The organism is Marinagarivorans algicola (assembly GCF_001292705.1).
Taxonomy (GTDB): Bacteria; Pseudomonadota; Gammaproteobacteria; order Pseudomonadales; family Cellvibrionaceae; genus Marinagarivorans; species Marinagarivorans algicola.
Map to the genome: position 1 here is coordinate 120,990 of NZ_LGAK01000003.1, position 13,041 is coordinate 134,030.

Below are 13,041 nucleotides of genomic sequence, written 5' to 3' on the forward strand. Positions count from 1 at the left end.
ACTTCAATATTTAAAAAAGACGCAACTCTTCATAGATACCATAACGGGGGAGACCAATACATACTTTAAGCACTTAAGCACCCAAACAAATAATCTATCAGTACTCTGTCAAGCGAGGTTTTCTATTGAAAGTTACAAAATATACTAAAAAACCCCGTCAACTTCCGTTAACGGGGTTTTTTCAGGTTCTAATGTTACACACCAAAATTACAATTAATGGCTTAATTCTAAGAGTAATTTATTTAAACGCTGAACATAAGCTGCAGGATCATTTAAACTACCACCTTCTGCCAAACTTGCTTGGTCAAATAGCACTTTTGCCAAATCAGCAAAGCGATCTTCATCCGGTTCTTGGTCTAACTTTTTAACCAGTGGGTGCTCTGGATTTAGCTCTATAGTGGGTTTATTTTCAGGAACATTTTGGCCGGCAGACTCCAACAGGCGGCGCATTTGCGCGCCCATCTCATCATTCGCTACCACCAAGCAAGCCGGTGAATCAGTTAAGCGATGCGTGATACGAACCGCAGTCACTTCATCTTTGAGTACTTGATTCATGCGCTCAATTAAACCTTCTAATTGCTTTTCAGCTTCTTCTTGTGCTTTTTTCTCTTCCTCTGTCTCCACGCTACCTAAATCTAACTCGCCTTTACTCACATCTTGGAAAGACTTACCGCTATACTCCATTAAGTGGCCCATTAACCAATCATCAACACGATCGGTTAATAATAATACTTCGATGCCTTTTTTCTTAAAGACCTCTAAGTGTGGGCTATTTTTAGCAGTATTATAATTCTCGGCAACAACATAGTAGATTTTATTTTGACCTTCTTGCATCCGCTCAATATAGCCATCAAGCGATTGATCTTGTGCTTTAGAGGTCGATACTGTAGTACAGAAGCGCATTAACTTAGCAATTTTTTCTCGATTGCTCACGTCTTCTGCTGGCCCTTCTTTAAGGACTTCACCAAATTCTGACCAAAATCCAGCATACTTTTCAGGCTCTTTTTTAGCCATCTTATCTAAAGTATCGAGTACGCGCTTTGTTAAAGCCGACTTCATACTGTCGATATTAGGATCTTTTTGCAGAATTTCGCGCGAGACATTTAATGACAAGTCATTAGAGTCAACCACCCCTTTAATAAAGCGTAAATACAAGGGCAAAAATTGCTCCGCTTCATCCATAATATAGGTACGTTGCACGTACAATTTTAAGCCGCGTGAAGCATCACGATATTGAATATCCATACCCGCTTTTGCAGGAACATACAGTAAACTCGTGTAATCTAACTTACCTTCAACACGGTTATGACTCCACGTTAGAGCGTCTTGAAAATCATGACTTACATGCTTATAAAACTCTTGGTATTCCTCGTCTTTAATATCACTGCGCGAGCGAGTCCAAAGCGCCGTGGCGCGGTTAATTGTTTCGAATTCAACCTCTTGTTTTTCATCCTTTTTATCCTCATCATCACTCGCTGGAGCAGCTTCTTTTTCCATAATGATAGGCAAAGAAATATGATCAGAATATTTTTTGATGATGTTGCGTAAACGCCAACCATCTGCAAATTCTTTTTCGTCGGCTTTTAAGTGCAGGATGACATCTGTACCACGAGAAGCTTTCTCAATGGTGGCAATCGAATAATCGGCCTCGCCTTCACTACTCCAATGCACGCCATGATCAGCACTATCGCCGGCACGGCGTGTTAGCACTTCAACTTTATCAGCCACAATAAAAGCCGAATAAAAACCTACGCCAAACTGGCCTATTAACTGCGAGTCTTTTTTCTCATCACCAGAGAGATTTTGCAAAAATTGGGCAGTGCCCGATTTAGCAATTGTACCTAAATGCGCTACAGCTTCTTCGCGGTTCATGCCAATACCATTATCACTAATGGTAATCGTGTTGGCTTCTTTGTCAAAAGTTAAGCGAATTTTAAGATCCGGATCGTTTTCGTATAACTCACCTTTTTCAAGCGCTTCAAAGCGTAACTTATCAGCCGCATCAGAGGCGTTAGAGATAAGTTCACGCAAAAATATTTCTTTATTTGAATAAAGCGAGTGAATCATCAATTGGAGTAATTGCTTCGCTTCTGTTTCAAATCCGCGTGTTTCTGTAGCTGCTTCAACCGTCATGGACAGGCTCCTATACAAGTGCAAAATAAGTGTATTAGAATGATAACTGCCGCAAAGATGGGGCTCAAAAATCCAATTTCAAGGGCACTTCACGACTTAATGGCAATCGTAAACTTTGAAGGTTTGCTCACCGTCCTTCATGTCACCTTTCGCCACAATAGTGTCACCCGACATTACCGCTGCCTGATTTTTAGCCAGCGTAATGAGCTCATTTTGTTGCTTTTGCGCTGAACGACCGACCACGACTACCTTTGTCAGAGTCTTTGAATGGGTTTCGCCGATTTGCCGACAACTGGCTACCGCTTGGGGCTTAACAAGCGCAACCCACTGTGAGTCAACATTCGGGGATACCCAAGCGCAGCCACCTATTAGTGCGACGCCTAGCATCGCAGAAATAACTTGATACGTATATTTTTTATGTAATTTCATGACTATCTACTACCTTCCTAAGATTAAGTTTTATCACTAATTAATGAGCCTACTACTCATAAGTCGGCCAATCGCGATCAAGAATTAGTATCACTCCGCTTTTTAAGGACTGCTTTCACTGTCAATATCCACCTTGTTATACAGCTCATTAGCCTCTTCAACAAATAGCGCACTACTGACCTTAGTGCGTATATTCATACTTGGCGCTACTAAGTTTTTTTGATAAGGCACGCTATTTAGGCTCGGCGCATCAACCAGCACCAACAAAGTATCAACAGCTATAACCACAGGCAACACCGAAGCCAACAGCGCTCTGGGTAACCACTTAAGGCGTGTCGCCATGCGTAAACTTAACATCACCACAATCAATAGCGCAGCTGCTGATATACACTCACCAACAAGCAGCCATAAGTACTCTGCGGGTAAATGGTAGCTTAACCAAGGTAACAAGAGCCCCAAGCACTTGACAACAATAATACTTATTAAAACTAATAACCACTGCGTCACTAAGCGGCCTTCACCCAATAGCGCGCGCCCAATAATGGCCCAAATTCCAGCATATATAAATGTTGCTAACAACATATAAAATGCCTGTGATGCGTATTTTTCAAGAAAATCAACATTTGGGAGATTAAAGTAAGACTCCGCAACCATAAAGCTTGCCAGGACTACAGCACACATCACCACAACAGGCCATACACTCAAGCGATAAATACACTCATGCCAAAAGGTTAATGGCTGTGCAGGCGCTACCGGATGATCACTCAATAGAATACGAAATCGACTGCGCCCAAGTAATAACACATCGCCACTATTTAATCTCGCGCCACCGAGCACGGTTGTCTTTTTACCCACTTTTGGCTCAACAGTAATACCGTTCACGCTGGCCAAATCTACGCACGCTATAGCTTGCGCATTAACATCATAGGTGATTTGTACATGATGAGAATCTACAAATACGTCGTCAACAACAATATCTTGGTCTAGCCCTCGACCAAGATAAATGCACGGCTCATCAAAGCTTTGGCGAGTTAACACATGACCGGCTTTATTAATCTGCTCAACAACTAAGGCCATGCAACCACCTCAAGAAAGTGCGTTAAAAAGCGTTGCGCCGAATCTTTGGTAACACCCGACAAAGTAAAGTGACTCATGACAGCTTGTTTCTCTTTATCGACAGAAACCGCCATATAAAAGGCATCATAAACATTTTCAAATTTTTTGTATCCACGCAAGCAATAGCTCACCCTAGAGGTTACATGATATTGGTTCACTACCTCGCGATTCACACATTGATAGGCACCCAACTGTTTTTTAGGCCCTCTATTTGCTGGCATGGCATTCGCTGTATCGCGCGCTAAGTACTGGTAAGCGCTGTAACTAGGCCATAGTTTTGCTTCAAAATACAAAAATTCATATTCGATAAAACCGGAATTAAACTGCGCACCTAAATAAACATTAGAGCCGCTATGGCAGCCTCGACTAATCGTATTAATTTTAAGTTTTTTGTTTTTATTACTATCACCCCAGCATTCAAGCCAAGGTAAGTCAGAGCTTTTGACTGTCGCCTCTGCCATGGCGTTAACAGACCAATGCGAGTCGATAGCGGCATCAATCATGGCCGTGGTATGAGAGGTAATTTGCTGGCCTATACTCTTTAATAACGCATCTGTTTTGTCTGGAAAATCAGCTCGAGTCGGCAACACGGCTAACAAACTCGCCTCTATCGGAGTCTGAGAATCAAGAGTTTTAGTCGCCTCATAGGTATGCCCCTGACCTGCTTCTTGCTCTTTACTTTGTAGGTATTGCTGATAGCGCTGAATCAGTTGATAAAGCGCTTTAACAGGGACTAAAAAACCAATTTGATTGCCCGATGTAGCAACATTGACACCCACTACACGCGCCTCATCACTGACTACCGGTCCACCACTCATGCCCGAATTAATCGGGCCACTAAAATGTATTTGCTCTGTAAAACGGTGTTCAACCAAGCCATTAAAAGTCCCTTCAACAACGGTCATTCCTAAGTCATGAGGGTTACCCAGTGAATATAAAGTCTCACCTTTTTCAGGTAACTCAAGCTGTAAATCAAAGGGCTTACCCAAGTTTATCTTTGATGCCACAGGAGCCACAATGGCTAAATCGCTCACAACATCAACCGCCAATATATCCAGCACTATTTTTTGATTATCGCGCTCTATTTCAATACGGTATTTTTCCGGTTCAAAAACCTTTGCTGAAATCACATGGTAATTGGTTGCTAATACATTACCCTCCATAACCACAAAGCCGGTACCTAGTGAATTTTGACTACCCGATGCAATTTCAATGATTTTTACCTGATAAACTGAAGACTCATAAGCTGCATATACATCAACGGCTTTATTAGAAGCCGCGACTAATGCGCTGCCCCCAAAAGCCCATAGAAATATAACGATAGTAAAACTACGCCAGACCCACCACTGAGAAGAAAACAATAAAAGCTCCTTATTTTTATCTGATCATTGTTGTTTATAAGCTCATTATTGAACGACCGCTTTTGCTATCGAATACTGAATGACGATACCATGAATACACTATGACCTATGACGGCTTCTGGCCCAGGGCATACGCCAAGGGGCACAAAAACATGGTACGTTGCAATAGGCCAAAACCAAATACACTAACGCCAAAAAAAGCCCGCCACCAACACCGTATAAATGCGCATCAACGGCCACTAAACCACCGATGCTATCAAGCAAATATGTATTATCAAAGCTCGGCATTTGCTCGATAATTAACTTCCCTGCAACTAAAGCCCCCAGCAATAGCGAAAAACGGCGACTAAGCCACCAGTGCCAAATAATACCAACCACCAAAAAACCTTCGATAGCACCAGAAAAACCACGATAACTCATACCACTATCGGTCATCACCAAACCCAAACTAACCCCCACAGGCAGCAATAAGAGCATCACGAGTAACAAGCCAGTAGGCACTATCGATACGCATAAAAGCCATACCACAATGGCACCCGCAACATTCATCACCGCATGCTGCAGCCCTAAATGAATAAAGTGCGCACTCAGCCATCGATAACTAAAATGCTCATAGGTATGCAGCTCTAAGTGCTGAAGTTGCTGCTCAGGTAAAAAGCCCAGCAACAACAAAACACTCACAAACACCATAAAACCGCAGTGCTTCATAAGAGGCTGCGACGGGTACAACAAGCGACTCAACATGCTTAGCAACGACTAAACCCACCGTATATTGTAGTTGTGACACTATACACTGTATTAAAAAGGCAGCGGCATAGGCTGTCCATTAAGCGTGGCTTGCCCCTTGGCATAATCAATATTCAGGCGATAATCATCATCGTGAGACACAATAAAACCTTGCGAAATCAGCATATCCAGCACCGAAGGGACCTGCGTTTTAACTGCTTCATTGAGCTCACTAGCCACAAATACCCTCTCTTCTTTTGCCCATTGTGCTTCTATTTGATTACGCACATACAGCTCGGCAAATTGAACGGCCAAAGCCATATCCATTTCAGTATCTAAATGAAAAACCATAAAAGGCAATAAACCGAGAGGGTTATTAGAGCTTACATTAGCCTTTGCTAACGACTCTCCTTCAATCGTTAACAATAACCGAGCAAAAAATTTACCTTGCGATGTCGTGAATGCCAAAGTGTCTATTTTTAACTCGGGTGATGCCGGTAGTAGCTCTTTTAAAATCAACTCACCAAGGTATTGCTGCCAATACTCAGCATTAGCATTCGCAGGGGGGTCTTGTATTAAGGCATAATAGCTTTCAAGAAAAGCCAAGCTAAACTTCAAATACGATAGCTCAAGCTGAATATCGCTCATATCGGCTTCCAGCGCAGCAATATTCAAAGCGCCTACATTAAGCTCGCTAAGGTAGCTTAATGTATTATTGATAGCGTCAATTTTAGCCTCGGCCTCAAAATGCATATCTTTAAATACAATACTTGCCGTTTCATTTTTAAGACTGCCAACACTCACAATAACTTTACCCGGCGCCACTTGAGCACTATGCCAGCTGGCCAATTCAGCAGATAGCTCAGCCTTGAGTGCCTTTGCCGTAAAAGCAACAGCACTGCCCTCTAAAGACATCGCTTTGATACGGATTCGAGGTAATCCCATCGTATAGATCAACTTGCGATCTAGGCCTATTTCACCCTCACCTTCGTACCCATCAACCACAATAGAGAGCGCCTCGGTATTAAACTCAAAAGGTAGCCAACGATCATGCAGGGCGATCCTTCCGGTTAAATCCATTCGTGCTGCCAGCTGATAAAGCGGACCCTCACCAATAACCGAGAGCACATCTTGCAAATAGGCTTCATGTCGATCTAATAGCGTTACTTGCAAATCAAATCCGCCCAACCCTAGAGTAAAGGCTTCGGTTTTATGCCCTAGCAAAACAGGGCCATGCACCAAATGAAAAGCAACCGGCAATTCGACAGGCTCAGTGCTATCGGTAAGCCCCTCTATATCATCTACCGAAACCAACAGCACGCCCTCACTCTTAAACCAACCGCGTTTATAGCTCTGCCAGTTAGCGCTATAAGCGGGCAAGCTGTTGATATAAGCGGCGGTATCCTGCATTGATTTTTCAGCTTGCCAACCCATAAATCCAGGCACAACCAACAGTAAAGGTAAGATAACAAATAGTAAAAACGATATTATTTTTTTCATGAAGCTCTCAACATGTATCCGTTGTTAGACGTGTTTTAACGCCCAAATAAACCTTTTAATTTATTGATGGCACCTTTTTGTTCTTCATTAAGGTTTTCTTCGAGTTTTTCTTTAAGCTTATCTTCGACTTCACTTTTGAGTACTTTTTTAAGCTTTTTCTTTGCAACACTCTCGGCTTCATCAAGTATAGGTTGTAAAATAGCAACGCCTAACTCACCAGCAGTCAACCCCTTACCGCCACCATTTAATTGACTGCGCGATAGATTGGGGATATTTAATGCGTATTCACCATAAGATTCTGTCACTAAACGCATATTATTATTGGCAAAGTGTAAATTATTTAACGCAAACCTCGGTTCAAAAGGCGATGATTGCGTTTCCTCTTGTACGGGCTTATCATTTCCGTCACCACCTGATTGAGCCGCAAACTCTTTAACAGCATTAAGCAAGGCTTGAATATTAGTCGTTAGACCTTTTTGTTCAGCAACAATGCTCACTCCTTCTATCGTTATATCATTAATAACAATCACGTCAGCATTTAAACTCATCGGGTCAATGTGAACTCTAAAGGTATCAGCTTTAAAGGCATAAGGTGAATTAAAGCCCTTAGGGTTAGATACTTCAAAACCTTTCAGCTCAGACATGCCTTTAAATAAATTAATATCCACATCCTTTAAGTTAACTGCCGTTTGCGTCACCTGTGGCCCATGGGTTTCTACAGCATCTTCAACCAACGTACTGAGATTCATCAAGACAGCAAACACGCCGCCAACAACTAACAATATCACGATAAATACAATCATTAATGTAATTTTTATTGCTTTCATTTTTACCCTACTCGTTAAATTAATTATTTTTTGCCCAGATAGTATAAACCCGTACGGCTTGCAATTGTGCTGATGATGCCTTTGCCCATGTAAAGCTTACACTCACAAAGTACCCCACCGCTATAACCACCCACTGGGCTAACACTCCAGACAACAACACATTCAAAGGAAACCGCCAGCTAACATCAGCCCAAGGCGCTGACTCCCCCGCGGTTAATACTGCCCACAAACCCATCAAAGAACCAGCAACTAACCCTAATAACGCACCGTGCTTAGTTGCTCTGATAGTAAAATAAGCCAAACAGAAAACACCCAGTACAGCACCCGATAGCGCCGAGGCAATAGCAATCACACGCATCGCCAAAGGCCCTGAAGTACTATCGGGTACTAAATGCAATGCGATCACCAGCACGCATAAGCCCGCCAACAGTATCAACAAACGACTGATCCACTCTCTTCTTAGCGAAGACTGCGACCGCGTACTGTAGCTGGGCGTTTGCATGCTGTTTTGACAGCTCACCCAATTGTGATAGAGCACACTCGCTACACCGTTAACATCACTACTCAAAGAGGACATTGCCGCTGCAACGACAGCAGCAAGCATGATACCTTTTGCACCCAATGGAAAATAGTGCAAAACAAAATGCGGCATAATTTGATCGCGTACCGATGGAATAACCGTTGAATAAAACGGATGTACATCACTGACACTGTAAGAGCCTGCACCTTGATAAAACCCCCACAACCCAGCGCCCACCACATTAAACACGAATAATATCAGTACAATCATTAGAGCGGCTAAATGCAGCCCCTGTGCTGCCTCTGCATGCGAGCTTGCAATAAGGTAGCGCTGAACCATTGTTTGGTCGCACCAAAATTTACGTGCCCAAATAATACTCATCGCTAGCATAATTAGCCAAGGTGAACTACTGGCACTTGGGCTTAGCATTGACCCGCTGACAGACCAGTCTCCCAAGCTAAAGCGACCTCCCTCCCAGGCAATAAGCCAAGCATTAAAAGGGGCAAAACTAATGATGCTAACCACCACAACCCCTCCTAGTATTAATACTACACTTTGCAGTGCATCATTCCATACCACCGCAGCAATACCACCGATCAACACATACATGATCGTCAACCCCAAAATCGCAATCATGGCCAGCCACAAGGGCATACCGACTAAAACTTGCACAAAAATACCACATGTCACTAACGTGACAGCCATATCAAACAACCGATCAACAACAAAGCCTGTACTCGCGTATGCCTGCGTTAAAGAACCAAAGCGAAGCGCCAAATATTCATAGACCGATAAACGCACATGTTTACGATAGAAGGGCACGAGCTTTTTAGCAGCAAACAGCAGCACGAAAGGCAATAGAAAAAACCCCGGTAATAAAATCAAACCACTCGACGAGGCAATGCCCGGATGAGAGACCAGTGTATTACTACTAATAAGAGTGGCCATGAGAGTAAGTGCGACAGGCAGCGCAGAAAAATTCTTTTGAGCCAGCCAAAAAGCCTTAACGCCATGAGCACTAGCTACTCGCGCACCGGCCAAGCTACGCCACAGGCCCCAGCCAACGCTGAATAAAATATAAATTAAGGCTAAAACAATATCAAAAAAAGTCATACCGCCATACAGCAAACAGCACCAGTTAACGACTAAGAATACTCAAAAAGGCTTAAATGAGATGATGATTAAGCTCAACAGATAACTCTGACACTTGAGGGTTAATAGATTATTTTTAAGGCCCGTAGGCATTCAGTCCAGTCAAAACAGTACACAATGCATGAGCACTCAACGATGGCAGTCCTCGCTAATCACCAAAAATGATATATGAATAGCCATCAATAAACACAATCAAAGAGCGCATCATAAAAGCGCCCCTTTAACACCGCAAGCACTGCATGCTTGTCGCGATCAAACGCGCTCAATAGTGATAATACAGGAGCCGCCATCACTACGGCGCCGACGTGCCCAACTTGGCCGAAATGGCACTATAGATATCTTGCATTGTTGCTGTACCACCCAGACTAACAGGGATCAAATGACCCGACACAAAAGCATCATTAACTGCCGCTTCCAATCGCACAGACGCAGCATATAAATCAGGATAACTGTAGCGCTCAGCCAACCATTGCAGCATCATCGCTGCCGATAAAATCATCCCCACAGGGTTAGCAATACCTTGACCTACAATATCTGGCGCACTGCCATGACAAGGCTGAAAAACAGCATGCTGCTCGCCAATATCAGCAGAAGGCGCAAAGCCAACGCCACCAATAAGACCTGCCCCTAATTCAGATAATATGTCACCAAACATATTTTCGGTCACTACAACATCAAAGTGCCAGGGTGTCATTACCATTTTTTGCGCTGCAGCATCGACGTAAAGAGTTTCGGCTTGGATATCCGGATTGATACGAGCACACTCTAAAAAATGATGCCTAAAAAACGCCATACTGCCTAAAACATTCGACTTATCAATACACGTGAGTAAACCGCGAGCCCCTAAAGTCTTTCTATGATGCGCAATATTAAAGGCAAAATCGCAGACTCTTTTTACCCCAGCTTGTGTCATAATCATGGTGTCAGATGCACGTTCTACGACACTATAATCGACCGCGCCAACACAGCTCATCCCGTGACTTACATGCGCGACTGCAGCGTACTCAAATTGCGTTTCGGCTCTACCGGCAAACAAACCCTCGGTAGACTCTCGAATTAAAACAAAATCAATATTGCGAGCTTTAGGATGAGATAAAATCGATCCACCCAAACCGCTAATCACTTTAATGGGTCGCACTCCAGCAAATAATTGCAATTTTTCACGCAACTCAATTTGAGGAGAAACCTCTGTACCATCAGGATAGCGCACCTGCGGCAACCCCATAGCACCTAACAATATGGCATCGGCTGTTTTACACACCGCCAAAACGTTATCACTAAGCGCGCAACCAGTTGCTTGGTAAGCACCTGCACCGGCATCCAAGGCAGTATAATTTAAAGTCACGTTACTATTAACAGTCGCCAACACGCGATCAATTAATCGTAGGCATGGCGGCATAATTTCTGTGCCGATACCATCACCAGCCAGCACAGCAATATTGAATGCCCTACAACGCTTACCTTGTGACCGATACTTCTGATTCATAAAAATATCCTTACACATAATGAATAATTCAACATATGATGAATAACCCACTTAGTCAGCTACAACCTTTGCAATACAAGGGTTCAAGCCTCATATTACCCAGTGACCTTACCTATTATGGCGAGAATTTACAAAGGCCTGAATGCGTACACTGCACCCGTGACGGCAGTGTATTTACCTCTAACTGGCAAGGCGGTATTACCCATATTTTGCCTAATGGTCAACAACGACATTATTTGGCGCAAAAAAGTCCTATTATTTTACGCACTAACGGTTTTGCCATCACAAAAAGAAAGACTTTTTTAATTGCCAATCTCGGCGATGACGGCGGAGTATGGGAGCTTACACAGCAAGGCCAGCTTACGCCTTTTTTAACACACCTAAACAATGAACCACTGCCCCCTTGCAACTATGTCACTATTGATCAACAAGATCGTGTCTGGGTGTCAGTCAGTACACGGCACCACCCAAGAGAACACGCGTACAAAAAAGAAATAAGCGACGGCTTTATTGTGTGCACTAATGGTATAACAACGCATAAAGTTACGGATAATTTAGGGTATACCAATGAAATACAATTAAGCCCCTGTCAAAACTACCTGTATGTCAACGAAACTTTTGGTCGTAAATTGTCACGTTTTGCCATTTTAAATACCGGTAAACTCGGACAAAAAGAAATAGTCGCAAATTTCGAAAAAGGTGTTTATCCTGATGGTCTTAGTTTTGATATTGAAAACAAGATTTGGGTGACCAGTATTATTAGCAACCGCGTCATACGCATTTCGGGCGACGGCACACAGCAAGTCATACTAGAAGACTATAACCCAGAGCATGTACTGAAGGCGGAACGCGCATTTAACCATAATGGCCTTCAGCGTAGACATTTAGATTTTACGCCAAGCATTAAACTTAAGAATATATCAAGTCTTGCTTTTGGCGGGAAAAATCGAAACATCGCTTATTTAGGCTGTCTTCTCGATAATAAAATTGCCCGCTTCACTACCACCACTTGTGGTATCAAGCCGTACCATTGGAACATCACACTATGAATAATCTTGCCGAACAGCAAACATCGCAACCTCTAGAGAAGGGAAGCATCTCTCGTGTTGAACTGGTGTATCGCACCCTTAAGAAATCTATTCTCAGTAACGAGTTTTACCCAGGCTATCAAGCTCTAGAGCCCGAGCTCGCCAAAAGCCTAGGGGTTAGCCGAACACCCGTTCGCGAGGCGCTTATAAGACTCGAAAATGAACGCCTCATCGAGCTGATTCCCCGTCGCGGTATGCGCGTTATTCCCTTAGTACCCGATGATATGAAAGAAATTTATCAGGTACTGACAAGTCTTGAGGTCACCGCTGTAGAGTTGCTGGCACGCCAACGCCCCCAGCGGCATGACCTGGCCGAGCTGATACAAGCAATCAATGATATGGATGCCAGCCTTAACACCGACAACCGTGAAGGCTGGGCCGAAGCAGACGATCGATTTCACCGCTTATTAGTGGAGTCATGCGGCAATCAACGCTTAGCCTTGATGGCCTCGAGCTTGCGTGACCAAGGGCACCGTGCTCGTTTGGTTACACTAAAGTTACGCGACAAACCCACCAAATCAAATAAAGACCACCGTGACGTTTTAGAGGCCATTCTTGAAGGGGACTGGCAAAAAGCCACGACAACACATTACGAGCATCGCCGCCATGCCGCCGATACATTAGTCAAGATTTTGCAAGAATTTAAATTGCCGCACTTATAGGGATATACGGCATAGGGAAATGCAAACACAAACAAATACAG

11 protein-coding genes are annotated in these 13,041 nt (G+C 43.4%); 2 read left to right on the forward strand and 9 right to left on the reverse strand.

All coding sequences use genetic code 11. The annotated features are described in order from the left end of the window. Nucleotides 1-213 precede the first annotated feature (213 nt). The 9 genes from htpG to AC438_RS01685 form a co-directional block, all read right to left on the reverse strand. On the reverse strand, nt 214-2,133 hold the full coding sequence (htpG, locus tag AC438_RS01645) for a molecular chaperone HtpG (protein ID WP_053979534.1): 1,920 nt from the start codon (nt 2,131-2,133) through the stop codon (nt 214-216). Nucleotides 2,134-2,229: 96 nt separating this feature from the next. Beyond that, nucleotides 2,230-2,562 carry a DUF4156 domain-containing protein gene (locus AC438_RS01650; RefSeq protein WP_053979535.1) on the reverse strand — a complete coding sequence of 111 codons (333 nt, stop codon included), beginning with the start codon at nt 2,560-2,562 and terminating at the stop codon, nt 2,230-2,232. Nucleotides 2,563-2,664: 102 nt separating this feature from the next. Next, complete coding sequence (locus AC438_RS01655) at nt 2,665-3,639, reverse strand: FHA domain-containing protein (protein ID WP_053979536.1); 975 nt, start codon at nt 3,637-3,639, stop codon at nt 2,665-2,667. Then, nucleotides 3,630-5,039, reverse strand: coding sequence for a S1 family peptidase (locus AC438_RS01660; RefSeq protein ID WP_053979537.1), 1,410 nt, complete (start codon nt 5,037-5,039; stop codon nt 3,630-3,632). The genes AC438_RS01655 and AC438_RS01660 overlap by 10 nt, the downstream gene beginning before the upstream one ends. A 99-nt stretch (nt 5,040-5,138) precedes the next feature. Continuing rightward, a complete protein-coding gene (gene rrtA / locus AC438_RS01665; protein ID WP_053979538.1) occupies nt 5,139-5,747 on the reverse strand; it encodes a rhombosortase in 609 nt (202 codons plus the stop codon). A 90-nt stretch (nt 5,748-5,837) separates the two neighbouring features. Then, entirely contained in the window at nt 5,838-7,265 is a 1,428-nt protein-coding gene (locus AC438_RS01670) for a DUF945 family protein (protein WP_053979539.1), read from the reverse strand. Between the two features lie 35 nt (nt 7,266-7,300). Continuing rightward, a complete protein-coding gene (locus tag AC438_RS01675) occupies nt 7,301-8,092 on the reverse strand; it encodes an AsmA family protein (protein WP_053979540.1) in 792 nt (263 codons plus the stop codon). Between the two features lie 19 nt (nt 8,093-8,111). Next, nucleotides 8,112-9,725, reverse strand: coding sequence for a sodium:solute symporter family transporter (locus AC438_RS01680; protein ID WP_053979541.1), 1,614 nt, complete (start codon nt 9,723-9,725; stop codon nt 8,112-8,114). A 331-nt stretch (nt 9,726-10,056) separates the two neighbouring features. After that, nucleotides 10,057-11,250, reverse strand: a complete 1,194-nt coding sequence (locus tag AC438_RS01685) for an isocitrate/isopropylmalate dehydrogenase family protein (protein ID WP_053979542.1) — start codon at nt 11,248-11,250, stop codon at nt 10,057-10,059. A gap of 35 nt (nt 11,251-11,285) precedes the next feature. Here AC438_RS01685 and AC438_RS01690 point away from each other — a divergent pair, with 35 nt between their 5' ends. Continuing rightward, the gene (locus tag AC438_RS01690) at nt 11,286-12,299 is read left to right on the forward strand and encodes an SMP-30/gluconolactonase/LRE family protein (protein ID WP_053979543.1); all 1,014 of its coding nucleotides are present in this window, start codon (nt 11,286-11,288) and stop codon (nt 12,297-12,299) included. Next, complete coding sequence (locus AC438_RS01695; RefSeq protein ID WP_053979544.1) at nt 12,296-13,000, forward strand: GntR family transcriptional regulator; 705 nt, start codon at nt 12,296-12,298, stop codon at nt 12,998-13,000. Before AC438_RS01690 ends, AC438_RS01695 begins: the two co-directional genes overlap by 4 nt. Nucleotides 13,001-13,041: the final 41 nt, after the last annotated feature.